This window comes from Streptomyces sp. MMG1533 (genome assembly GCF_001279775.1).
In the GTDB taxonomy this organism is placed as follows: Bacteria; Actinomycetota; Actinomycetes; order Streptomycetales; family Streptomycetaceae; genus Streptomyces.
Genome location: NZ_LGDG01000261.1, coordinates 1 through 23,069 on the forward strand (window position 1 = coordinate 1; position 23,069 = coordinate 23,069).

The following is a 23,069-nucleotide window of genomic DNA, read 5'->3' on the forward strand; positions in this document are numbered from 1 at the left end:
ATGTAGTTGTGGTTGAGCATCCGGGCTTCTTCCTGAGCCAGGACGACAACCCGCCGCGCGCGGTCGGTGAACCTCTCGAACATCGTTAATCGCTCCTCATACGGGTGCGGTGGTCTTGGGCTCGAAGGAGGCCCAGGGTGCTGCGGATGGCTTTGTCTCCGGTGTCTTCGTCACTGCGGTACCGGCAGGAGAGTGCGGAGCGGCGGGGCGGTTGAGCGAGCGACGACAGCCCGGCGTGGCTGGGACGGGAGCGACGAGGTGAGGGGCAGAGATCTGCCGAGTGCGGGTACCTGGCGCAGGAAGGAGACGGGACCGGCGCGGACTTCGTGTCGCATGACCGGTGTCCTTCAGTCGTCGGGCTCACCCGCGAGCGTGCGGGCTGTGTCGATGGCGACGTCGTCCAGGCCCCAGTGCCCTGCGTCCTGTTGCTGTTTGGCCTGTTCGTCGATCCAGCGGTTGTGAGCCTCCCAAGCCGCCTGCTTGCTGGTACCGAGTGCCGCGCCGATCTGTGACCAGGAAGCACCGGCTCGCCGAGCCGACCGTACGGAGAGCTGACGTCCGTAGGCGGCCTTCCGGGCGATCACCTCTCCCAGTGCGAGCAGTTCCAAAGCCTCCTCGCGGGTCAGCGACGCCGTGTCAGAGGCGAAGCCGTCCGCCTCGTCCTCGTCATCCGGAGGTGATGCCAGGGCATCGCGTGTGCGCAGGGAATCGAAACGCGCCGCCGCGGACAGCAGCGTGAACTGACGCTCAACCTCATCAGGAGTTGCCACATCTCCACCGTGCCATCAAGCCGCCTTGACGTCAACCCATCCTGACGTCAAGGTGCCCTTACGTCGATGGGGATCGACGTAAGGGCACCTTGGAGCGGCGGTTTCACGGGGTCAGGCCGGGTGGGGGCGCGGCCGGCGCCTGCTGTGGCGGATCAGCGAGATCCTGACCCGATCGACAGGTTCAATCGAAGATCACAACCTGGCGGACAGCCTCCCCCTTTGCCAGTGCGGCCACGGCATCATTGAGATCTTGGAAGGGCACGCGAGCGCTGATCAGGCTTCCGATGTCCAGGTGACCCGACTTGGCCAGTTCGATGAGCTTCGGCAGATCGCGCCGTAGATCGGATTCGCCGTAGACGGAAGGCTTGATGCTGCGGCTGGCGAACAGCAGCTCATAGGTGCTGATGTCCAGTGGGTCGTTCGGTGCTCCGGCTCCGATCACCACGACCTCGCCACCGCGCCGCGTCAGCTGCCAGGCGTGCCTGACGGTGGCGGACCGCCCCACCGCTTCGAAGACGTGGTCGAACCCCCTCCCACCGGTCAGGCGGTCCTTGGTGTCCTCGGCCTCGTCGGGTGTGACCGTGTGCGTCGCGCCCAGGCGGGCGGCGAGCGGGTGCTTGTGCTCAGCCGGATCGATCGCGACGATGCTCGTGGCTCCGGCGAGCCGCGCACCCTGGACGGCCGACAGGCCCACCCCGCCGAGTCCGACCACCGCTACCCGGTCGCCGGGTTGCACCGATCCGGTGTTCAGGACCGCTCCGACGCCGGTGGGAACGCAGCAACCGAGCAGGGCCGCCTGATCGAAGGGGAAATCGGGGTCGATCTTGATAGCCGCCTGCCAGGGGACGACCACTTCCTCGGCCCAGGTGCCGGTGCCGGCCATCCCGAATGCCGGTGTGCCGCCGACCTCGAAGCGATGCTTGGAGAACAGGTTCTCCATGAATCCCATGCACAGATGGACCTGGCGGTTGCGGCAGTCTTCGCATCGCCCGCAGGCCGGGATCCAGTTCACCACCACGTGGTCGCCGGGAGAAACGGCGGTGACCTGGTCCCCGACCTCGACCACCTCGCCCGCACCCTCGTGGCCGACGATCATCGCGCCGCCACCACCGGGCAGTTCGCCGGAGATGAGGGACAGGTCGGAATGGCACACTCCGGTCGCCCGAATGCGAATCCTGACCTCATCAGCGTCGGGGCCGAGCGCCACGACGTCGTCGCGCAGCTCGAGTTCACCTCGTCCTGACTCGCGCAGTACTGCAGCACGCATGTGGCTCACCTCCGGATGTAAGGGACCGTTGGGTCACGGGAACGCGGCTCATCGCGGGACGAACCGACATCTGATCGGCCCCTCGGATCGGAGGGCCATTTTTTGGGTGAGCTGGATCTCGGTGTCCACCGCCTCCACTTCGAAGGCCTGAAGGATCACAGCGATGGCGAGTACGGCTTCCAGCATCGAGAAGTACTGACCGATGCAGGCCCGCGGGCCCCCGCCGAAGGGGAACCAGGCGTAACGCGGCCGCTCGGCCTCCACCTCGGGCAAGAACCGCTCAGGCGCGAAGACCTCGGGGTCCTTCCAGTAGGAGGGGTGCCGGTGGGTGACCCAGGGGCTCAGGAAGACGATCTTTCCCGCGGGAATGCGATAGCCGTCGATCTCGGTCTCGGCCGTGGCTCGCCTGCTGATGCCGGGGGACGGGGGATACAACCGCATGGCCTCCTTGAGTGCCATGTGGACGTACTCGAGCCGGTCGAAGTCGTCGGCCGTGGGCGTGCGGGTTCCCAGGACCCGGTCGACTTCCTCCCGTGCCCGCTCCTGTGCCTCAGGGTTGCGGGCGAGCAGGTGAAGGGCGAAAGTCATCGAGGTGGCGGTGGTCTCGTGTCCGGCCAGGAAGAAGATCAGCACCTGATCCCGGATCTCCTCCGGCGTGAGCCGGTCGCCGGTTCCGTCACCGGCGTTCAGCAGGAGTTCCAGCAGGTCGTTACCGCTCTCCTGTGAGTCGCGCTCCCCGATGATCCGGTCGCACACCTCGTACAGGTCCCGCCGCGCGGCGGCCGCCCGCCGGTTGGCCGGAGTCGGCCAGGTCCGTGGGAACGGCAGCGGAGCGAACCCGCGTTTGAGCATGTAGGCGCCCAGCAGCGGAAAGCAGCGGTCGACGACGTCACCGGCCTCCTCGCTCGCAGCGCCGAACAGGACGCGCGACACGACACGCTGGGTCAGGCGGGTCACCTCGGGGATGACGTCGAGCGTACGGTCGTCCAGGGCCCGCCACTCGGCGACCGTCCGCAGCGTCTCCTCGCACATCGCGCCGGCGTACCGATCCACCTTCTTGCGGGTGAAAAGCGGCTGGATGAGCCGGCGCTGCCGCACATAGTCGTCGTCCTGGCTGGTCAGAAGGCCGTTACCGAAGATGCTGCGGATCTCGTCGTAGAAGGTGTCGTCCTTCCGGAAGCCGACGGACCGGGCCAGCACCTGCTGGGCCCCCTCGGCGGAGAAGACCGCGTACAGGTCCTGGCGCAGGCCAGGTGGGCCGACGGTGAACCGGACCACGTCGCCGTGGTCACGCCGGGCGCGCAGATAGGTCGCGAGCGGATCGCGTCGAAGAGCCGTCATGACGCCGGTCAGTGCGGAGCCTGCAACGGACGGAATTTCCCGAACGGTTGTCATCGACACCTCTCCCGTTGCAATAGATTGATATCCCGTACCGTTTACTGTCCTCCTTTCATTGAGGTGTGACAACGCCTCTTGTGCTGACATTCATGCAGCGAATGTTGATGCCATGTACACACTGGAAGCGGTTTGGTCACGCATTTGTCAATGCCCCCGCGGGCCTGCACTATGTGCCTGCTGACCTGCAAGGATGCCAGGAAAGTCTGGCCAATTCGGCTTGCTTGCATGCCGTGGTGTTGTCTTTTTGGGGGCGAGGTGGTTTGGTGTTTCTCTGTTGCTGGAGATGCATTAATGCCGACTGGATGGTGACTCGTGGGCGACAGTAGGGCGCTGCGTGATCGATTTCAGAACGCGCTTATGGGGAATTATGGAGTTCCACCTGTGGCGGTGGTCGAAGGCAAAGGCTGCGTGGTCACGGACGCGGACGGCAGGACGTACCTCGACCTGATCGGTGGCCTGGCCGTCTCCACGCTCGGGCATGCACATCCTGCGTTGGTGCGGGCGGTGTCCGAGCAGGTGGCACGGCTCGCGCACATCTCCAACCTGAGCCTGCACGAGCCGGAGGTACGGCTGGCCGAGCGGCTGCTCACGCTCGTCGGCGCCGAGGGACGAGTCTTCTTCGCCAATTCCGGCGCGGAGGCCAACGAAGCCGCGTTCAAGCTGGTGCGCAAGCACGCCGGTGCCGACCGTTCCTACGTCGTGGCGGCGCAGGACAGCTTCCACGGGCGCACGATGGGAGCGCTGACCCTGACCGGGGCGCCGCGTGCACGGAAGTCCTTCGAGCCCTTCTGCGCCGAGGTCCGGCATGTCGCCTACGGCTCGGTCGAGGAGCTGCGCAGCGCGGTGACGGCCGGGTGCGCGGCGGTCTTCCTCGAACCGGTCCAGGGCGAGGCGGGCGTCATACCTCCGCCGGCCGGTTACCTGCGGGCCGTTCGCGAGATATGCGACGCGACAGGGGCGGTCCTCGTCTTCGACGAGGTACAGAGCGGGATCGGCCGCACTGGTCGGTGGTTCGCCCATCAGCACGAGGAGGTGCTGCCCGATGTCCTGACTCTGGCCAAGGGTCTGGGCGGGGGGCTGCCGATCAGCGCGTGCATAGGCCTGGGCCGATACGGCGCCGTGTTCGAACAGGGTGACCACGGGTCCACGTTCGGAGGCAATCCGGTCAGCTGTGCCGCTGCCCACGCCGTGCTGGACACCATCGACGGCGACGACCTGCTGGGGAACGCCACCAAGACCGGCGCGCTCCTGGCAACCGGTCTGGCCGCGATCTCCCATGAGCTGCTCGCAGGCGTCCGGGGGATCGGCCTGTGGCAGGCGATCCGGCTCACCGAGCCGCGAGCTCGGTCGGTCGAAGCACACGCGAGGGAGGCGGGCTTCCTGGTCAACGCCGTGCAGCCGGACGTCGTCCGGGTCTCGCCGCCACTGATCCTCGGCAGTGACGAAGCGCAGTCCTTCGTCGAGTCACTGCCCGCGCTGCTGACGGCTGCTCAGACGGTGCTCGGCGACGAGGTCACGCCATGAAGGCGGCGGTCATCCAGGGGCCGGGCAACATCAAGGTGGAAGACGTACCCGACCCGCAGATCCACGAACCGTCCGACGCCATTGTCGCGGTCACCCACGCCGCCATCTGCGGCAGCGACCTGTGGGCCTATCAAGGCACCGCACCCCGCAAGCCCGGTCAGCGGATGGGGCACGAATTCATCGGAGTCGTGGAGGAGGTCGGGCGCGAGGTGGCCGCCGTACGTCCCGGTGACCGCGTGATCGCCCCGTTCGTGTGGTCGGACGGATCCTGCGAGTTCTGCGCCGTGGGACTGCACACGTCCTGCGAGCAGGGCGGCTTCTGGGGCGTGCCGGGTGCGGACGGCGGTCAGGGCGAAGCGGTCAGGGTGCCATTTGCGGACGGCACTCTGGTACGGATCCCGGCCGGCGCGGACGAACCACTCGACCGGGCCCTCCTGACCCTGTGCGACGTGATGGGAACGGGCCATCACGCCGCCGTCGCGGCGGGCGTGCGTCCCGGCGACACCGTAGCGGTCGTGGGGGACGGCGCGGTGGGCCTGTGCGGCGTGCTGGCGGCGCGTCGCCTGGGCGCCGAACGTGTCGTTCTGATGGGTCGGCATCCGCAACGCACCGCCCTCGGTCTGAGGTTCGGCGCCACGGACATCGTGCCGGAGCGCGGAGAGGAGGCGATCGCCCGGTTGCATGAACTGCTCCCCGGAAAGGGCGCGTCCGCGGTGATCGAGGCGGTCGGCACCTGGGAATCCCTGCATACGGCGATCTCCGTGGCCCGGCCCGGCGCCGCGGTGGGGTTCGTCGGCGCCCCGCACGGAGTGGGCGGCAAGGTCGACATCCGGCAGCTCTTCGACAAGAACGTCAACCTGCGGGGCGGTATCGCCCCGGTCCGCGCCTACATCCCCCAACTACTTCCCGACGTCCTTGACGGCAAGCTCGACCCGAGCCCCGTCTTCGACCTGCCCATTCGCCTCGCCGACACACCGATCGGCTATGCGGCGATGCAGGAACGCCACGCCATCAAGGCTCTCATCCGCGTCTAGGCGTGGTCCGCACGCCTTACCCACGAAGGAGCGATCGTATGACCGTGGACAGTGTGTCCCTTCAGAGCGCCGTGATCCGTAACTCCTACGAGCAGGACCTGAACAAGCATTGGGAGGACAAGCAGGCCGACGACATCAACCTCCTCCTGGGGCAGATGGACGGCCTCTACCACCACCACTATGCCGTCGGCGACTTCAACAGGAGCATCCTGCTGGCGCCCGAACAGGAGCGAGAGAAGCTCATCCTGAAGGAGATGCACCGCCTGGAGACGGAGCAGGTCGGGCTTATCACCGACGCGCTCGGTGACCTTCCGCCGACCGCCCGGGTCATGGATGGCGGATCGGGGCGCGGCGGCACCAGCTTCATGGTCCACGACCGGTTCGGCTGCCGGGTGGACGGGGTGAACTTCTGCCAGCACCACATCGAATTCGCCCAGAAACTGGCTCAGCAGCGCGGCTGCGCCGACAAGGTCGACTTCCACTACGCGAACATGGTGGAGACGCCCTTCGAGGACGGCACGTTCGATGCGATCTACACGAACGAGACCACGATGTACGTGGATCTCCACGAGGCCTTCCGGGAGTTCGCCCGGGTGCTGCGTCCGGGCGGGCGCTACGTCCTGGTCACCTGGTGCCGCAACGACACGGAGGTGGCCGCCTCACCGGACGTCTCGGCCATCGACGACCACTATGTCTGCCACATCCACGGGCGGGGCACGTATCTCAAGGCGCTGGCGGACAACGGGCTCGTGCCGTCCCGGGTGTTGGACCTGACGGAGAGCGCCGTCCCCTACTGGGAACTGCGCTCGCACTCCCGGCTGAAGACCGGAGTCGAGCAGCCCTTCCTCGACGGGTACCGCAAGAATCACCTGAACTATCTCGTCATAGCGGCGGAGAAGGCCGTCGATGCCTGAGCGGGCAGCCACCCGTCCCGTGCTCGAGGCGACAGGTCCGCCCCCCGCCGAGATGGTCCGGGACGCCGCTTCGGTCACCAGGGGCCTCGTCCTTCCGCCCCTGCGGTCGGCGGTGGAGGAACTCCATCCTGATCTCGCCCTGCTATGCGGCCACCATTTCGGCTGGTGCGACCCCCAGGGGCGGCCGACCGGGACGGAGGACGCGGGCAAGCTCCTGCGGGCCCGAGTCGCCTTCCTTGCCGCGGCGGCGACCGGGACGGAGCCCGCCACCGTGGTCCCCGGCGCGGTGGCGGTGGAGCTGCTGCACAACTTCTCGTTGCTGCACGACGACATCATGGACGCAGACGAACGCCGCCGGGGACGTGCCACGGCTTGGGCAGCCTTCGGTGTTCCCCAGGCCGTACTGGGCGGGGATGCCCTGACAGCCCTGGCGCTGCGCCAGTTGACGCCGGTCGGCGGTGAGGCCGGCCGGGCAGCCGTCACCATGTTGGTGGACACCCTGCACGAGATGATCCGTGGTCAGGCGGCGGACTTGGCGCTGGACAAGATTCCGGTGGATGAGGTGACGTACCGTCACTACTTCGACGCGACCTACAAGACCACCGCGCTGCTGGGCGCCGCCGCCGCGATCGGGGCCCTCCTCGGTGGCGCGTCCGGCGCGCTGGCCGGCCTGCTTCACCGGGCGGCCGGTGGCGTCGGCCTGGCCTGGCAGATCGCCAACGACGTGGAGGACATCTGGGGTGACCCGGCAGCCACCGGCAAGCAGGCCTTCAGTGACCTGCGGCTGGGCAAGAAGACGCTGCCGGTCATCGCCGCACTGCGCAGCGGGACCGACGCGGGAGAACGGCTGGCGGTCCTGATGAGGCAGACCGGGACGTCGGCGTCGGAGGAGGAGCTGCGGATGCAGGCCGACCTCATCGAGGCCGCGGGTGGCCGACGGCATGCCGAGGAGCTGTCGGCCCGGCACCTTCGGGACTCCCTGGACGGTCTCGCCCGTTCCCTGCCCCCGACGACCGCGCGGGACGAGCTCACGGCGCTGTTCGGGCTCATCGTCACGCGAGGCAGGTAGGAGGTCGGCCGGGCTGTCGTACGGAGGAGGAACCTCGAGGCTTCCTTCTCCGTACCTCGGTCTTCTCCGTACCTCGACCTTCTCCGTACTCCAGTCTTCTCCGTACCTCAGTCTGCGAGCACCTCCTGGAAGGCCGCCGCGTCCGCGAGGCCGAAGAACTCCTCGATGCGGCGGATGCCGCCTCCGTCGGAGGTAAGGAACAGGCGGGCGGTTACGGGAAAGGCGAACCGGCGTCCGCGCACGGTTGTGCCGCGGGCCACGTATTCCACGGTGACCTCGTGGTCCGTGGCCATATATTTTCTGTCCGTGTAACGGAACTCGGCGACAGCGGACCACAGTGGATGGGAACCATTGAACACGGGTCGCGCCGGACGGTCGGACCGCTCGTGTTCGTTCCACACCGTTGATTCGGAGTGAAGGATTTCCGACGCAGTATCGAAATCCCGCTGCTCGACGGCATCGTAGAAGGATTTCGCTACCCGGATGGAATTTTCCTGAATCATGTCTGCGACTCCTGTGGAGAGTTGAGAAAGAGAATCGACCGAAGGAATGACATGCCCCCCGCACTCGATGTACGCCTGCGTACAGCCACCTTTGCGCAACTCGACACGAGGACACTGTACGAATTACTGCGTCTCCGAGTGGACGTATTCGTCGTGGAGCAGGAATGTGCCTACGATGAATTGGACGGCCGCGACCTGGAGCCGGACACCATGCACATGTGGCTCGCGGATCCGGCCGACGGGCGGCCCGTGGCGTACCTGAGGATCCTTGCGGAGGCAGAGGGGATGCGGATCGGGAGGGTTGTCACGGTGCGGCACCTGAGGCGCACCGGTCTCGCGGGGCTGCTGCTGGACGCTGCGCTGCACTCGGTGGCAGCCGATCGCGTCGTCCGGCTGCATGCCCAGTTGTCAGCCGTCTCGCTCTACGCGAAACGCGGCTTCGTTGCCGAGGGTGAGGTCTTCCTGGAGGACGGCATCCGGCACATCGCGATGCGACGTCCTGCCTGGACGGCGGCGGGACATCAGGAACGCCGCAATGCCGGCGCACGGTAGCGCGACGACCGCATAGGTGATGGCCGGCACGGCAAACGCGGAGTCGTACGCCATCGCGGGGCTCAGCGCGATCGCCAGGGCCAGCCCGCTGTTGTGGACGCCGATGTCCAGGCTGATGGCCGCCGACTGCGGACCCGTGACGCCCAGCAGCCGAGGTACCACATAGCCCACGGCCAGGCTGATGACGCAGAACGTCGCGGTTGCGGGTCCCGCCTGTCGCAGATGCCCGAGCAGCTCGGTCCGTTCCGTGAGCACGGCGAGGACGGCCATGACGGCCAGGAACACGCCGGACAGCGCCTTCACCTTCCCTGTCAGCCGATCCGCCAGCGCGGGACGCCTGCCTCGGACGAGCATGCCCGCCGCCACCGGGAGCAGGATCAGCCCCCACAGCGATACCAGCTCCCCGAGCCCCAACTCGACGTCACCGAGGCCGCCGCGCAGGAAGTGCGCGGCCGCCAGACCGACCAGGGCCGGCAGTGTGAGTACCGCCAGTACCGAATTGACCGCGGTGAGGGTGATGTTGAGGGCGACGTCTCCGCCTGCCAGGTGGCTGAAGAGGCCGGCGGTGGTTCCCCCCGGCGCGGCTGCCACGAGCATCATGCCCACTGCCGACGGACCGCTGAGACCGAAGGCGTGCGCCAGCGCGAAGCACACGCCCGGCAGCAGGACCAGCTGGCATATGAGACAGACGGCGACCGCGCGCGGCGAGCGCAGGGCGCGCCGGAAATCCTCCCGGGTGAGGGCGAGACCGAGGCCCAGCATCAACACCACGATCGCGATTGGTAACAGACTTGAAAGCAGAGAATTAGTGCCCACGACGGCTGTCCCTTCGGTCAGTGAGCGCCTCACGTGCCAGGGATTTAATGGTCGCATTCGCATTGCCTGTCGGCCAAGGCTCGGACCGTTGACGTTCATGCCGTCGAATGTCCAATAGGGATCCACATCTGTTACATCGCTGTCAACGTCCGTGGCGTTGCTCTGCCGAGAGCCCTTGCGTAGTTTTGCGGTGCCGGGAAAACGGTGACCGGTGGTCCGCGGAACGAGAGCGAATCGATTCGAATCGTCGACTCTTTATTGATTGACGCGAACAGGCGGGAGAGAGTCTGTGGCGGAACACTTACTGACCTCTGATGCGCGGACCATGCCTCTGGAAAAGGTTGATCTTTCCGGAATCCGCGCAGCGGTCGATGCTGAACTCTACGGGTTTCTGGACCGGAAGCGTCGCTCCCTCTCGGATCCGATCGATGCCCAGCTGGGGGCGGCGATCCGGCTCTTGGAGGAGCTGGCCGGCTCCGGGGGGAAGCGACTTCGCCCCCTGCTCTGCTACTGCGGGTGGCTGGCCGCGGGAGGTACCGGCGACGACGCGCCCGTCCTCAAGGTCGCCGCGAGCCTGGAACTCTTCCACATGTTCGCCCTCATCCACGACGACGTCATGGACGCCTCGGAGTCCCGTCGCGGTCGGCCAACCCTGCACCGGCGCATGGCGGACGACACCGACACGCGCACGACGGGCGACGGTCGGCAACGGCTCCGTGGCGACGACGCGGACCGCCTCGCCAACAACTGCGCCATCCTCGTGGGCGACCTGGCGCTCGTCTGGTCGGACGAGCTGATCCACGCCAGCGGCCTGGCCCCCGTCCAGCTCCGTGCCCTCCGGCCGGTCCTCGACGCCATGCGCACGGAACTCATGCTGGGCCAGTACCTCGATGTGCGTGCCGCCTGCGACCTCGAGGTCGATGTGGACATGGCGCTCGCCATCGCCCGGCACAAGAGCGGTCGGTACACCATCGAGCGCCCTCTGCAGATAGGGGTGGCCCTGGCCGGCGGGGATGACGAGGTGCTGCGGTCCTGCTCCGATTTCGCCCTCCCGGTCGGCGAGGCGTTCCAACTGCGTGACGACCTCCTGGGTGTGTTCGGGAATCCGGCGGTCACCGGCAAGTCCAGCCTCGAGGACCTTCGCGACGGCAAGGCCACCACCCTCATCGCCCTCGCACTGAGGCAGGCGGACGCGAACCAGCACAAGACCCTCACCCGACTGTTCGGCGACCCCGAACTGGACGACTCGGGTGCAGCACAGGTGCGTGAACTCCTGATCGCCACCCAGGCGGTGGAAACCGTCGAGCAGATGATCCGGGAACGCTGGCGGCAGGGCATGGAGGCGCTGGAGGACATCCCCTTCCGCGACCCGGGACGCAGCGCACTCCGTTCACTGGCAGTCGAGGCAACCGAGCGTCAGGCCTGAGAGCCGAACCTGCTCTTCCCCTCCGAAACATGTGGCCGACGAGCCCTAGGAGTTTCTTCATGAGCCGTACCCCGACCACCGAGCAACGGCCGGCATCGCACACCGCAGAGTCCGTGGAACTCGACGAGGCGCAGGTCCTGCTCGAGGAGTCGGAGGCCGACCCCTGGGCGCAGATCAGTCCTTCGGTGTACGAGAACGCTCGGGTCGTCACCGTGGCTCCGTGGCTCGGCGGAGCCGGTCGGCGGCTGCGCTATCTCTGTGAGGAGCAGGCGGCCGACGGCGGCTGGGGGGTGGCGGGCTTCCGCCTCGTGCCGACGCTCAGCGCGGTGGAGGCCCTGCTCACGGCGTGGGCGCGTGGAGAGGCCGCCGACGGTGCCGGAGCGGACCGTGTACGGCGCGCGGCCGTGCGGGGAATCGAGACCCTCCACACCTGGCTCACCGGCGGGCAGGGTTCCGAAGAGGCCGAGCAGCTGCCTGACACGGTGGCCATCGAGGTGGTCATACCCGGCCTGATCGCACAGATCAACGATCACCTGATCCGGCACCGTACGACGCGCCCGCCCGGGTTGCCGGAGCGCTTGGTCTCGCTCACCCTGCCGCTTCCCCGCGGCACGGACGATTCCATCCTGGTGGCCCTGCGGACCGCTACGGCCGCCGGACGGACCCTGCCGCCCAAACTCTGGCATGCCTGGGAAATCCTCGCCCCGGGCCGGCCGTTCGCACAGGAGGTCCAGCCGGTGAACGGCTCGGTGAGTTGCTCACCGGCTGCGACGGCGGCCTGGCTGGCGGGCAGCCCCACGGGCCCCGACCCCGCCGGTGGCGGTCCGACGGCACCGCCCGCCGTCGCGACTCAGGAGGCCCGGGCCGCCCTGCGCTTCCTGGACGACCTGCAGCGGCACCGCGGCGGGCTGTTGCCGCTCGGCGCGCCGATGCCCAACTTCGAACGTGCCTGGGTCCTCGCGAGCCTGGCCACGCACGACGTCCCGCATCAGGCATCGGAGTCCCTCCTCGACCGCTTGGAGGCCGTATGCCTGGAGGAGGGCATGTCAGCCGGTTTCGGACTGCCGCCGGATGCCGACGACACCGCGGTCGGCCTGTACGCGCTGGCCCGGCACGGGCGCCGGCATCGGCCGGACAGCCTGCTGCACTACTACAACGAGGGGCACTTCTGCACCTACCCGGACGAGCGGACGGCCTCACCGAGCGCGAACGCCCACGCGCTGGAGGCGCTGGGCTTCTGGACCCAGCGTTACCCCGACGACCTGCCGCGTTTCGGCGCGGCGGCGGTGGGATCCGCGGACTGGCTGCTGTCCGTGCAGAACGCGGATGGCAGCTGGACCGACAAGTGGAACGGCTCGCCGTACTACGCGACGGCGAGCTGTGCGCAGGCCCTGGCCGCCTACGCGGGGGAAGCCGCCCGCCCCGCTGTGGAACGTGCTGTCTCCTGGGTGCTGAACACCCGTCACCCCGGGGATCGTTGGGGGCACGGGACCGGCACGATCGAGGAGACGGCGTACGCGGTCTGGATACTGCGGCTGTCCCGGGACCCCCATCGTGGGCAGCAGGTCGACGAGGCGCTGGAGGCCGCTCGGCGCACCCTGGCGCGGGGCGAGATCACCGAGGACAGCACCCCGTTGTGGATCGGCAAGGACGTCTACACACCCGTGCGCATCGCCCGGGCCGCCTGCTTGTCCGCCACGCACGACCTGAAGACCCGGTGAGGTGAAGCCATGACGTCCGCGCAGACCCATGAGACCTCGGCGGAAACCCTGGTGGTCGACTGCCCGTTTCCCGACCGTTCCAGCCCGTACGGCGACGCCGCCGCCGCATACGTCCGCCAAGTCGCCACGGAGGCGGGTGTACAGGGCAGGGCGGGCGCCGTCGTACTGCATGGCATCGCGCTGGGAGAGGCGGCCGCGCTGACCTATCCGGACGCGGATGCCGAGCGGCTCGAGGTCGCGGCGCTGTGGATCGCCTTCCTGGTTCTCTTCGACGACACATGGAGCGATCTGCTGAGCCTGGAGGAGGGCTGGCTGGAACCGGTGCTGGAACAGCATGCGGTCATCCACGCGGTCCTGGACGGGCACGGCGCCGACGAGCCGCTCGCCCGATTGCTGGGCCGCGTCCTGGAGGACATCCATCGCATCGACCCGCGGTGGGACGACACCAGGCTGAGGCAGGAGATCAGACGTTACCTGTCCGCCACCCTGTGGGAACTGGACCTGCGCGACAGGGGAGTGGTCCCCGACCTGACGTCGTATCTGCGGATGCGCCGTGTCTTCAGCACCATGACCGTTCAGCTGGAACTCGACCACTTCGTCTGTCGCCTGAGACTGCCTGAGCAGGTGCGCACCCACCCGTGTGTGCAGCTGGTCGACATGGCGGTTGCCGATTACGGATGCATTGCCAACGACCTGTATTCCTTCGAGGAGGAACGGGCGCACGGCCTGAGCGCCAACATCGTCCCGGTGCTCCAGCACGAGTACGGATGGGACATCCCCACCGCCCGGGCGCATGCACGGAAACTGTGCGCCAGGGCTGTCGAGACCTACGAGGACATCCGCACCCGACCCGCTCGGTACGGGTTGACCGAGGACGACGATCTGCGGCGCTACTTCGCCCACTACGAGGCGTTCATGTCGGCCGCCGCCCGCTGGCCGGCGCGTTCGGACCGCTACCGCGAGGGAGCGGTCGGATTCGTGACGCCGTGACCTGCTGGCTACAGGGAAGGGAAGAATCGCATGTCCACCACTCTGCGTCCGCCCGGGGCGGCGGCACCTCCGACCGTTCCCGGCGCCCTGCCGCTGATCGGGCACGGCATTCCGCTGGTGCGACGCCGTCTGCAGTTCCTCCAGGAGGCCCGCGCGTACGGCCCCCTGGTCCGGGTGCGGGTCGGTCCCACCGTCGCCTACCTGGTCAACGATCCCTCACTGCTGCACCGGGTCCTGGTCACGGATGCCGCGCGCTTCCCGCGAGGCATCCACTTCCGCAAGGCGCGGGCCGTCGCCGGCAACGGCATCATCACGGCCTACGGAGCCCCCCACCGCCGCCAGCGCAAGCTGGTACTGCCCGCGTTCAACCGCAAGCGGGTGCAGGTGTACGGCGACGTCATGCACGACATCGCGTCCCAGCGCATCGCGTCGTGGCCGGAGGACCGCCCCATCGAGCTGAAGCCGGAGTTCGTTCGGCTGGCCACGACCGTCGGCACCAAATGCCTGTTCTCCTCGGAATTGGGAGGACCGGCGGTACAGGTGGTGGAGCGTGCGCTGCCCATCCTGACCCGGCAGGTCAGTCTGCGTGCCATGGACCCCACCGGTCTGCTGGAGAAGCTGCCCACGCCCGGCCGGCGCAGGTTCGACGAGACGATGGCCGAACTGAACACGATGATCCAGCAGATCGTCACCGCCTACCGGCGCAGCGACCGGGAGGAGGTGGACCTGCTGTCCATGCTGATGGCCGCAACGGACGAGGAGACCGGCCAGGGCATGGACGACCAGCAGCTGCGTGACGAGATCATCAGCATCCTGCTCTCCTCCGCCGAGACCACTGCCCTGACGCTGAGCTGGTCCTGCTACGAGCTGGGGCGCGCTCCCGAGATCCAGCGGCGCCTCCAGGAGGAGGTGGACGCGGTACTCGGCGGCCGTGCGCCGACCCATGAAGATCTCGGACGGTTGGACCTGACCCGACGCATCATCAAGGAGACCCTGCGCCTCTATCCCCCCACGTACTTCCTGTCCCGTGCCGCGGCGCAGGACACGGAGCTCGGGGGCTACCACCTGCCCGAGGGCAGCGTCGTCCTCTACTCGTTCTTCTCCCAGCACCGCGACCCGTTGCTCTTCCGGCACCCGGCACGGTTCGACCCCGACCGCTGGCTGCCGGGCCGAGAGGACGACGTCACCCCGGAGGCATACATGCCGTTCGGTGAGGGCGCGCACCGCTGTGTCGGCGAGGGCTTCGCCTATGCCGAGGCCATGACCACCCTGGCGCTCATCGCGGGACTGTGGCACCTGCGGCCGGTCTCCGACCGGCCCGTCCGGCCCGTCGGCACCGTCACGCTCGTCCCCGACGGACTGCGGATGACGGTACGCAGGAGGGAGCGGTGACGGAGGAACGTGACGGCCTGCACGTCACGGTGCAGCCGGATGTCTGCATCGGCGCCGGACAGTGCGTGCTTGCCGCTCCCGAAGTGTTCGACCAGGACGACGACGGAGTGGTGCAACTGGTCGACGAAGCACCGGAACACGAACTGCACCGGGATGTTCGGCTGGCCGCCGCCCGGTGCCCGGTCGAAGCCATCGGAGTGGTCGAGCCCTGACCCGACCATCCGCTGCCCACTCTCATCCAGCGGAGACAGGAGTGCATCATGAGGCTGGCGGACATCACGTCCCCCCGAGACCTCCGCAGTCTGACACCGCCCGAACTGGTGCGCCTCTCCAAGGAGATACGGGTCTTCCTCATCGACTCCGTATCGCGGACGGGCGGCCACCTGGGGCCCAACCTCGGCGTTGTCGAACTGACGCTGGCCCTCCACCGGGTCTTCGACTCGCCTTCCGACCGGGTCTTGTGGGACACGGGCCACCAGTCCTACGTCCACAAGATGTTGACGGGTCGTCAGGATTTCAGTGGGCTGCGCAAGGAGGGCGGTCTCTCGGGTTACCCGAGCCGAGCAGAGTCGGTGCACGACCTCATCGAGAACTCCCACGCCTCCACCGCGCTCTCCTACGCCGACGGGCTCGCCAAGGCCCACCGGCTGCGTGGCGAGAGCGAGCGATGCGTCGTCGCCGTGATCGGGGACGGCGCACTGACCGGGGGGATGGCGTGGGAGGCCCTCAACAACATTGCGGCGTCCGCCAACCCCGTCGTCATCGTGCTCAACGACAACGGGCACTCCTACGCCCCGACCGTCGGTGGCATAGCCGATCACATGGCGGAACTGGCCGCGACGGGGACGGACGAACGCCCGAAGGGCAACCTCTTCGAGAACCTCGGCCTGAGCTACCTGGGGCCCGTCGACGGCCACGACATCGCCGCCCTGGAGGCCGCCTTCGGTGCTGCGCGCGAGGCGAAACGGCCCGTTGTCGTGCACTGCCGCACCCGCAAAGGGAACGGGTACCCCCTCGCAGAACAGGACACCCGTGACCATCTGCACGCCGTCGGCAGCTTCGATCCGGTCACCGGGCAGAGCGCCGCACAGCCGGCCGCCACGTGGACGCAGGTCTTCGGTGACGAACTGGTCCGGCTGGGCACAGAGCGCCCCGATGTGGTGGCGCTGACCGCGGCCATGCTGCACCCGGTGGGGCTGGCGCCGTTCGCCAAGGCCTTTCCCGACCGGGTGTTCGACGTAGGCATCGCCGAACAGCACGCGGTCGCCTCGGCGGCGGGCCTGGCGGCGGGCGACCTGCATCCGGTCGTCGCCGTCTACGCCACGTTCCTCAACCGGGCCATGGACCAGGTACTGATGGATGTGGCCCTGCACGGGGCCGGGGTCACGTTCGTCCTCGATCGCGCCGGGATCACCGGAGACGACGGGCCGAGCCACAACGGGATGTGGGACCTCTCGCTGCTCCAGGCCGTGCCGGGGCTGCGGCTGGCCGCGCCACGCGATGCGGCGCAGGTGCGCGCGCAGTTGCGGGAGGCGCTCGACGTCCGCGACGCACCGACCGTCGTCCGCTTCCCCAAGGGGGCGGTGGGCCCCGACATCCCGGCTCTGGCCCGCTTCCGCACGCTGGACGTCCTCGCCCGGACGATGCCCCATCGCGAGCGCTGTGATCTGCTGCTGGTCTCGGTGGGCGCCATGGCACGGGTTTGCACGACGGTCGCAGAACGGCTCGCGGCACTCGGCTTCGCCGTCACCGTGGTCGACCCGCGCTGGGTGAAACCCGTCGACGAAGCCCTCTGCGAGCTGGCGGCGGACCATGAGGTCGTCGCCGTGGTGGAGGACAACCTGCGCGTGGGCGGGGTGGGCTCCGCACTGTCCCAGGCACTGCGTGAGGCGGGACTCGCGAACCCCTGCCTGGCCTACGGTCTGCCCCTGGCCTTCCCCCGGCACTGCGCCAGGGACCGGCTGCTGGAGGAGATGGGGCTCGGCGTCACGGCCCTTGAGCAACAGCTGCGGGACGTCCTGACCAGCCATCTCCCTCTGAGCAGAAGGATGACGATGACATGACGCAAGTTCCGCTCGGCATTCCGACCGTGCGGAGTGCGGGCGACGGCGGGCAGCGCCACGCACTCCGCCGGTCTCGGCAGATCACCGTGGGATCCGTGCCCGTCGGCGCAGGAGCGCCGGTTTCCGTACAGTCCATGACCACCACCCAGACTGCGGACGTCGACACGACGTTGCAGCAGATCGCCGAGCTGAACGCCGCGGGCTGTCAGATCGTGCGGGTGGCGGTGCCCACCCAGGACGATGCCGAAGCACTGCCCCGGATCGCCGCCAAATCCCCGATCCCCGTCATCGCCGACATCCACTTCCAGCCCAAGTACGTCTTCGCGGCCATCGAGGCGGGCTGCGCGGCCGTCCGCGTCAATCCGGGCAACATCAAGCGTTTCGACGACCGGGTCGGCGAGATCGCTCGAGAGGCGGCGGACGCGGGCGTGCCGATCCGTATCGGTGTGAACGCAGGATCTCTGGACCGTCGGCTGCTGGCCAAGTACGGCCGACCGACGCCCGAGGCACTGGTGGAGTCCGCACTGTGGGAGTGCTCGCTGTTCGAGGAACACGGCTTCCGCGATCTCAAGATCTCGGTCAAGCACCACGACCCGGTGGTGATGATCGAGGCCTACCGGCAGTTGGCCGAGCGGTGCGACTACCCCCTCCACCTGGGCGTGACGGAGGCGGGGCCCGCGTTCCAGGGCACGGTCAAGTCATCCGTCGCCTTCGGTGTCCTGCTGGCGGAGGGAATCGGTGACACGGTCCGGGTCTCCCTGTCGGCTCCTCCGGTGGAAGAGGTCAAGGTCGGTATCGCGATCCTGGAGTCCCTCGGGCTGCGCGAGCGGGGTCTTGAGATCGTGTCGTGCCCCTCGTGCGGCAGGGCCCAGGTGGACGTCTACACCCTCGCCGAGCAGGCCACCGCGGCCCTTGAGGGATTCCCGGTGCCGTTGCGCGTGGCCGTCATGGGATGTGTGGTCAACGGGCCCGGCGAGGCGCGTGAGGCCGATCTCGGAGTCGCGTCGGGCAACGGCAAGGGGCAGATCTTCGTGAAGGGAGAAGTGGTCCGGACGGTCCCGGAGGCCCAGATCGTCACAGCGCTGGTCGAAGAAGCAGTGCGGATCGCCGAGGCACAGGGTGTGGACATCCCCGGGCCCTGACCCTCGCCGAAACCGATCCCGCCCGATCCGAGAAGGCTGGAGAGCCCAGTGGACGAAGAAGCGGACGACCTGCTGAGCTATCCGTTCACCACGGAAGCCGAACCAGGGGTCCACCCCCGTTATGCCGCACTGCGCCAGAGCGATTCCCTGACCAGAGTGCGGATGCCTTATGGAGAACCGGCGTGGCTGGCGACCCGCTACGAGGACGTCCGATGTGTCCACGCCGACGCCCGGTTCAGCCGCGCCCTCGCCGCGCACCGCGACCAGCCCCGCGCCTTCCCGGTGATGCCGGAGGACAGCCTGCAGGGTATGGACCCGCCTGACCACGGCCGGTTGCGCAGGCTGGCCTCCCGGGTCTTCAGCGCCCGTCGTGTGGAGCGGATGCGCCCGCTCATCCAGCAGCTCGCGAACGATCTCCTGGACCGGATGGAAGCCCACGGCCCGCCGGCGGACGTGATACGGGACTACGGCACACAGCTCACCGGCGGCGTGATCACGGAACTCTTCGGCGTCCCGCACGAGGACCGGCCGCGATTCGCGGAGTGGGCCAGGTCGGTGACATCCACGACGCTGCCGAGAGAACAGGTCGATGACCACGTGGGCAAGTTGCAGGACTACGTCGACGCCATGGTGGATCGGTGTCTGCGCGAGCCTTCCGACGACCTGATCGGAGTGCTGGTGGACGGCTTCGGCGAAGGCCGGGTCAGCAGGCACGAGTTGGTGACGCTGGCCCGGCTGATGCTGGCCGCCGGGCATGACAGCGTGAACTACCAGATCGGCCACTGCGCCTACCTCCTGCTGACACATCCCGCGGAACTCGAGCGGTTGGTCGCGGACCCGCAGTTGATCAACTCGGCGGTGGAGGAACTCCTGCGCTTCGAGAAGACCGACGAGCTGGCCGTCTTCCCGCGGTACGCCGTCGAGGACCTGCGACTCGGCGCCGGGCACGTGCGAGCCGGCGAACCGGTCCTGCCGTCGAGGATCTCCGCCAACCACGATGAGCGCGTCTTCGACGATCCCGACCGGCTCGACCTGGGCAGGGAGCACAACCCGCACCTGGCCTTCGGACACGGGCCGCACCACTGCCCGGGAGCGCCCCTGGCCCGGGCGGAACTCCAGATCGCGCTCGGCTCGCTCGTCGCCCGCTTTCCCGGGATGCGGCTGGCGGTGCCCGAGACGGGACTGGAGTGGGAGAGCGCGGGACTCGCCCGTGAACTGCGATCTCTGCCCATCACATGGTGACCCGCAGGGCAGGTCCGCAGGATCTGGACCGTACGCGTGGATCCATGCCCCCACAGCCCTCTCGCCTGCCGTCGCTGACAGGGCTGCGGTTCGTCGCCGCTCTGATGGTCTTCGCCACGCACGTCCTGTGGAACACCCAGCTCGTACCGGGCGAAGCCGGGACGGCGCTCAGAAGGGCGTTCTCCCTCTCCGGCGCCTACGGCGTCGGCTTCTTCTTCATCCTGAGCGGGTTCGTCCTGACGTGGACCGCGCGACCGTACGACACCGCACGCTCGTTCTGGCGCCGGCGCCTGGTGAAGATCGGCCCCACCCATCTCGTCACATTCGGTCTGGCCGCCGTTCTCGTGATCAGCACGGCCCGGCCCACCACCGGGGTCGACTGGGTGGCAGCCCTGACTCTGCAGCAGGCTTGGTTCCCCAGCATGCAGACCAGCACGGCCGTCAACGGGGTGAGCTGGTCGCTCTCCTGCGAGTTCTTCTTCTACCTGGTCTTTCCGGCCCTGCTCCCGCTCCTGCGCCGCATACGTGAGGAGTGGCTGTGGCCGGCGGTCGTGGCAGTGGTCGTGCTGATCGCGGGTGCGTTCCTCACGGCGACGTTCCTGGTGACCGATCAACCCCGGCTCACGGTCTTCTTCCTGTCCGGCTCGGTGTCCTTCACCCAGGTGTGGTTCGTGTACTTCCTTCCGCCGGTCCGCGCACTGGAATTCGCGCTGGGCATTCTCCTGGCCAGGATCGTCGCCTCGGGCCGGTGGCCAGGGATCGGGCTGCTGCCCGCCTTCGCGGTGGCCGTCGCCGGATACGTGATCGCCCTGTACGAGCCGTATCTGGCGGGCACCGCGGGGCTGGCGTCCGTGTGGACCGCACCCCTGATCGCCGCCGCTGCGGTCGCGGACGGGCGGAGCAGTCCCTCGGTGTTCCGCAGACCGACGATGGTGTTCCTGGGTGAACTTTCCTTCGCGTTCTACATGGTCCACTGGCTGGTCGTCATGACGGCCGCCCAGGTGATGGGGCCCACGCGCACGTTCCCTCCGGTGACCGGCGCGCTCCTGGTCCTTGTCCTGCTCGTGGTTGCGCTGGCGTGCTCCCTGTTCCTGTACCGGTGTGTGGAGACACCACTGGTGCGGCGTTTCGGACGGCACCGGCCGGCTGCGGGTACCGAACGGCCCCCGGGCCCCGCACCGTCCTCGCAGACGGGCGCCCACCACGTGCCGGAGTGAAAGACAGCCGGCCCCGACAACCGCTGATCCGACTTCGAGGAGACACCCATGTCCGAAACCCCCGCCCCCCGGGCCGCCACCAGTCGCCCCGAACAGAGTGACCCTGTGTCCGTCATCTTCCGTCTGGTCTGGGGATACACCACGTCCGCGATCACCCACACAGCCTTCGAGCTGGGCCTGCCCGACCTGCTGGAGAACGGCCCCAGGTCCGCGGACGAGCTGGCTGAGGAGACCCGAGCGCACCGGGCCTCCCTGCACCGGTTACTGCGCGCCATGTCCGCCCTGGGCATCACCCACGAGACCGAGAACGGCGACTTCGCTCTGACGGAGGCCGGAACGCTCCTGCAGACCAAGGCGGCCGGATCGATGGATGCCATGGCCCGGCTGCTGGTGCACGAGTCGATGTGGCGTCCCTGGCAAGGGCTGACCGAGAGCGTCCGGACGGGCGAGCCGGTGTTCGAGGGCCAGTTCGGCATGGATTACTGGGCCTACATGAAACAGCACCCCGAGGTGTCCAGCCTGTTCAACGCGGCGATGGGGAACGCCTCACAGGCCGTCGGTACCGCCGTCTCGGCCGCCTACGACTTCACTCGCTTCCGGACCGTCGTCGACGTCGGCGGAGGCAATGGGACGCTCCTCACCACTCTGCTCCAGGCGACCCCGGAGCTGCGCGGGATTGTGTTCGACAGTCCGTCAGGAGTGGCGCAGACCGAGGACCGACTGGTGGCCGCAGGGGTGGGCGACCGCTGTGAGGCGAAGGCCGGCAACTTCCTCGAAGCTCTCCCCGAGGGCGGCGACCTGTACGTCTTCAAGAGCGTCATCCACGACTGGGATGACGAACGCGCCACGACGATCCTGCGGAACTGCCGCCGGGTGCTGCCCGCTGAAGGGCGGGTGCTCATCATCGAACCCGTGATCCCTGAAGCGGTGACGGTGTTTCCGGCGGACCCGTTCCCGTATCTCAATGACCTCAACATGATGGTCAGCCTGCGTGGCAAGGAGCGCACGCAGTCCGAGTACGAGGCACTCCTGGCCGCGGCCGGTTTCCGCCTGCAGGGCATCCGGCCGGTGTCCGGCCCGGAGCGGGTGTTCCTGATCGAAGCGGTCCCGGCCTCCTAGACGGGGCGGTGAAGCTGCTCGTCTCGCGCGGGTGCCGTGGCGTCGAGGAGCTTCACCGCATCCCTCTGCTCAGCTACGCGTCACGGTCGGATCCGCTGAGTATGGGCACCGGCGTCAGGGCCAGGTCCGCGTACGCCGCCGCCGTCCCGCTTCGGGGCGAGCCGGGCGGAACGTGCCGACCGGACATCGTCTGCCCGGGGGCGCAGATCCCCGAGCGGTAGGCGAGCGCTATGGCTTCTCCGCGACTGCGTAACCCGAACTTCCGCAGGACACGTGAGACGTAGGCGCGCACGGTGGCGGTGGCCACGGACATGCTCTCGGCGATCTCGTCGGTGGACTGCCCCGCGGCCAGCCGGCACAGGGTCTCGTACTCCCGTGGCAGGAGCCGCTCGCCGATCTCGTCGGTGGTGAACCCCTCCTGGTAGCTGCTGAACCGTTCGTTGAGGAACTGCACGAGCTTGTGGACGAGCGGGGGCGAGACGTACGTACCGCCGGCCTGTGCGGAGTCCATCGCTGTGCGCAGCTCGCCGTGCATCCGGTCCTTCAACAGGTATCCACGGGCGCCGGCCGAGATTCCGAGCCACACCGTCTGGCCCGCGCTCGCGACCGCGATGAGGATCACTGTGGCTTCCAGGACGCTGGCCAGCTCCGAGACGAGTGCGGGTGCGTCGGAGGCGACCTCGTCGGCCAGGAGGACGAAGTCCGGGGAAAGGCGGCGGGAGATCTCCAGCGCCTCGGCGGGGTCGCCGGTCTCTCCCGCGAGTTCGTAGGACAGGGATTCCTCCAGGATGCGGCGCATCCAGCGGCGACCGGCCGCGTCTGAATCGACTACCAGGACTTTCACGGCGCCAGGTTCCTACTCTCTTCACGATGACGGTCACTGATCGGCGAGGGGCTGGGTGGCGGTACC

The 23,069-nt window shown here is 68.2% G+C and carries 20 protein-coding genes and 1 pseudogene; 15 read left to right on the forward strand and 6 right to left on the reverse strand.

Features of this window, described 5'->3' with window-relative positions:
- Positions 1 to 347 precede the first annotated feature (347 nt).
- The 3 genes from ADK57_RS39105 to ADK57_RS39115 form a co-directional block, all read right to left on the reverse strand.
- On the reverse strand, positions 348 to 770 hold the full coding sequence (locus ADK57_RS39105) for a hypothetical protein (protein WP_053754469.1): 423 nt from the start codon (positions 768 to 770) through the stop codon (positions 348 to 350).
- Positions 771 to 951: 181 nt separating this feature from the next.
- The gene (locus ADK57_RS39110; RefSeq protein WP_053754470.1) at positions 952 to 2,037 is read right to left on the reverse strand and encodes a zinc-binding dehydrogenase; all 1,086 of its coding nucleotides are present in this window, start codon (positions 2,035 to 2,037) and stop codon (positions 952 to 954) included.
- A 48-nt stretch (positions 2,038 to 2,085) separates the two neighbouring features.
- Positions 2,086 to 3,378, reverse strand: a complete 1,293-nt coding sequence (locus ADK57_RS39115; RefSeq protein WP_234390545.1) for a cytochrome P450 — start codon at positions 3,376 to 3,378, stop codon at positions 2,086 to 2,088.
- Between the two features lie 369 nt (positions 3,379 to 3,747).
- Between ADK57_RS39115 and ADK57_RS39120 the strand changes: the two genes are divergently transcribed.
- Genes ADK57_RS39120 through ADK57_RS39135 form a run of 4 tightly spaced genes read left to right on the forward strand, consistent with a single transcriptional unit; the run spans position 3,748 to position 7,976 of the window.
- Complete coding sequence (locus ADK57_RS39120; RefSeq protein ID WP_199830779.1) at positions 3,748 to 4,959, forward strand: acetylornithine transaminase; 1,212 nt, start codon at positions 3,748 to 3,750, stop codon at positions 4,957 to 4,959.
- Positions 4,956 to 5,993, forward strand: coding sequence for a zinc-dependent alcohol dehydrogenase family protein (locus ADK57_RS39125; protein WP_053754473.1), 1,038 nt, complete (start codon positions 4,956 to 4,958; stop codon positions 5,991 to 5,993). Before ADK57_RS39120 ends, ADK57_RS39125 begins: the two co-directional genes overlap by 4 nt.
- 38 nt (positions 5,994 to 6,031) lie before the next feature.
- Positions 6,032 to 6,907 (forward strand): SAM-dependent methyltransferase, encoded by an 876-nt coding sequence (locus ADK57_RS39130; protein WP_053754474.1) that lies wholly within the window; start codon positions 6,032 to 6,034, stop codon positions 6,905 to 6,907.
- The gene (locus tag ADK57_RS39135) at positions 6,900 to 7,976 is read left to right on the forward strand and encodes a polyprenyl synthetase family protein (RefSeq protein ID WP_053754475.1); all 1,077 of its coding nucleotides are present in this window, start codon (positions 6,900 to 6,902) and stop codon (positions 7,974 to 7,976) included. The genes ADK57_RS39130 and ADK57_RS39135 overlap by 8 nt, the downstream gene beginning before the upstream one ends.
- A 107-nt stretch (positions 7,977 to 8,083) precedes the next feature.
- Here the strand turns inward: ADK57_RS39135 and ADK57_RS50260 are convergent, their stop codons facing one another.
- Positions 8,084 to 8,479, reverse strand: a complete 396-nt coding sequence (locus tag ADK57_RS50260) for a nuclear transport factor 2 family protein (protein ID WP_159050222.1) — start codon at positions 8,477 to 8,479, stop codon at positions 8,084 to 8,086.
- A 51-nt stretch (positions 8,480 to 8,530) separates the two neighbouring features.
- On the opposite strand from ADK57_RS50260, the pseudogene ADK57_RS52325 reads away from it, so the two are divergent.
- A pseudogene (locus ADK57_RS52325) lies at positions 8,531 to 8,917 on the forward strand (GNAT family N-acetyltransferase); the annotation flags it as partial.
- Here ADK57_RS52325 and ADK57_RS39150 read toward each other — a convergent pair.
- Entirely contained in the window at positions 8,888 to 9,946 is a 1,059-nt protein-coding gene (locus ADK57_RS39150) for a bile acid:sodium symporter family protein (RefSeq protein WP_234390546.1), read from the reverse strand. The pseudogene ADK57_RS52325 and the gene ADK57_RS39150 sit on opposite strands and share 30 nt — an antisense overlap.
- 358 nt (positions 9,947 to 10,304) lie before the next feature.
- Here ADK57_RS39150 and ADK57_RS39155 point away from each other — a divergent pair, with 358 nt between their 5' ends.
- From ADK57_RS39155 to ADK57_RS39200, 10 genes are read left to right on the forward strand one after another with little or no spacing between them, the layout of a single operon-like run.
- Positions 10,305 to 11,273 carry a polyprenyl synthetase family protein gene (locus tag ADK57_RS39155; protein ID WP_234390547.1) on the forward strand — a complete coding sequence of 323 codons (969 nt, stop codon included), beginning with the start codon at positions 10,305 to 10,307 and terminating at the stop codon, positions 11,271 to 11,273.
- Positions 11,274 to 11,332: 59 nt separating this feature from the next.
- Positions 11,333 to 12,994 carry a prenyltransferase/squalene oxidase repeat-containing protein gene (locus ADK57_RS39160; protein ID WP_053754479.1) on the forward strand — a complete coding sequence of 554 codons (1,662 nt, stop codon included), beginning with the start codon at positions 11,333 to 11,335 and terminating at the stop codon, positions 12,992 to 12,994.
- A gap of 9 nt (positions 12,995 to 13,003) precedes the next feature.
- Positions 13,004 to 13,984, forward strand: coding sequence for a terpene synthase family protein (locus ADK57_RS39165; RefSeq protein WP_053754480.1), 981 nt, complete (start codon positions 13,004 to 13,006; stop codon positions 13,982 to 13,984).
- 30 nt (positions 13,985 to 14,014) lie between these two features.
- Positions 14,015 to 15,376: a cytochrome P450 gene (locus tag ADK57_RS39170; protein ID WP_053754481.1), complete on the forward strand. Its 1,362-nt coding sequence runs from the start codon at positions 14,015 to 14,017 to the stop codon at positions 15,374 to 15,376.
- Complete coding sequence (locus ADK57_RS39175; RefSeq protein ID WP_234390548.1) at positions 15,373 to 15,588, forward strand: ferredoxin; 216 nt, start codon at positions 15,373 to 15,375, stop codon at positions 15,586 to 15,588. Before ADK57_RS39170 ends, ADK57_RS39175 begins: the two co-directional genes overlap by 4 nt.
- Before the next feature lie 45 nt (positions 15,589 to 15,633).
- Positions 15,634 to 17,439 (forward strand): 1-deoxy-D-xylulose-5-phosphate synthase, encoded by a 1,806-nt coding sequence (locus ADK57_RS39180; protein ID WP_420711961.1) that lies wholly within the window; start codon positions 15,634 to 15,636, stop codon positions 17,437 to 17,439.
- Positions 17,436 to 18,581, forward strand: coding sequence for a flavodoxin-dependent (E)-4-hydroxy-3-methylbut-2-enyl-diphosphate synthase (gene ispG / locus ADK57_RS39185; RefSeq protein WP_053754483.1), 1,146 nt, complete (start codon positions 17,436 to 17,438; stop codon positions 18,579 to 18,581). The genes ADK57_RS39180 and ispG overlap by 4 nt, the downstream gene beginning before the upstream one ends.
- Before the next feature lie 48 nt (positions 18,582 to 18,629).
- Positions 18,630 to 19,823 (forward strand): cytochrome P450, encoded by a 1,194-nt coding sequence (locus ADK57_RS39190; RefSeq protein WP_053754484.1) that lies wholly within the window; start codon positions 18,630 to 18,632, stop codon positions 19,821 to 19,823.
- Positions 19,824 to 19,867: 44 nt separating this feature from the next.
- Entirely contained in the window at positions 19,868 to 21,040 is a 1,173-nt protein-coding gene (locus ADK57_RS39195) for an acyltransferase family protein (RefSeq protein ID WP_053754485.1), read from the forward strand.
- A gap of 48 nt (positions 21,041 to 21,088) precedes the next feature.
- Positions 21,089 to 22,159 carry a methyltransferase gene (locus ADK57_RS39200; protein ID WP_053754486.1) on the forward strand — a complete coding sequence of 357 codons (1,071 nt, stop codon included), beginning with the start codon at positions 21,089 to 21,091 and terminating at the stop codon, positions 22,157 to 22,159.
- A 73-nt stretch (positions 22,160 to 22,232) separates the two neighbouring features.
- Here ADK57_RS39200 and ADK57_RS39205 read toward each other — a convergent pair whose 3' ends face one another.
- Positions 22,233 to 23,003: a LuxR C-terminal-related transcriptional regulator gene (locus tag ADK57_RS39205; RefSeq protein WP_159050223.1), complete on the reverse strand. Its 771-nt coding sequence runs from the start codon at positions 23,001 to 23,003 to the stop codon at positions 22,233 to 22,235.
- Positions 23,004 to 23,069 lie beyond the last annotated feature (66 nt).

Bases quoted from the DNA above. Each gene is read 5' to 3' on its own strand.
- ADK57_RS39200 (WP_053754486.1), top strand. From the start codon at position 21,089: ATGTCCGAAACCCCCGCCCCCCGGGCCGCCACCAGTCGCCCCGAACAG.
- ADK57_RS39115 (WP_234390545.1), bottom strand. From the start codon at position 3,378: ATGACGGCTCTTCGACGCGATCCGCTCGCGACCTATCTGCGCGCCCGG.
- ADK57_RS39170 (WP_053754481.1), top strand. From the start codon at position 14,015: ATGTCCACCACTCTGCGTCCGCCCGGGGCGGCGGCACCTCCGACCGTT.
- ADK57_RS39125 (WP_053754473.1), top strand. From the start codon at position 4,956: ATGAAGGCGGCGGTCATCCAGGGGCCGGGCAACATCAAGGTGGAAGAC.
- ADK57_RS39195 (WP_053754485.1), top strand. From the start codon at position 19,868: ATGCCCCCACAGCCCTCTCGCCTGCCGTCGCTGACAGGGCTGCGGTTC.
- ADK57_RS50260 (WP_159050222.1), bottom strand. From the start codon at position 8,479: ATGATTCAGGAAAATTCCATCCGGGTAGCGAAATCCTTCTACGATGCC.
- ADK57_RS39160 (WP_053754479.1), top strand. From the start codon at position 11,333: ATGAGCCGTACCCCGACCACCGAGCAACGGCCGGCATCGCACACCGCA.
- ADK57_RS39130 (WP_053754474.1), top strand. From the start codon at position 6,032: ATGACCGTGGACAGTGTGTCCCTTCAGAGCGCCGTGATCCGTAACTCC.
- ADK57_RS39110 (WP_053754470.1), bottom strand. From the start codon at position 2,037: ATGCGTGCTGCAGTACTGCGCGAGTCAGGACGAGGTGAACTCGAGCTG.
- ADK57_RS39165 (WP_053754480.1), top strand. From the start codon at position 13,004: ATGACGTCCGCGCAGACCCATGAGACCTCGGCGGAAACCCTGGTGGTC.
- ADK57_RS39150 (WP_234390546.1), bottom strand. From the start codon at position 9,946: ATGAACGTCAACGGTCCGAGCCTTGGCCGACAGGCAATGCGAATGCGA.
- ispG (WP_053754483.1), top strand. From the start codon at position 17,436: ATGACGCAAGTTCCGCTCGGCATTCCGACCGTGCGGAGTGCGGGCGAC.
- ADK57_RS39135 (WP_053754475.1), top strand. From the start codon at position 6,900: ATGCCTGAGCGGGCAGCCACCCGTCCCGTGCTCGAGGCGACAGGTCCG.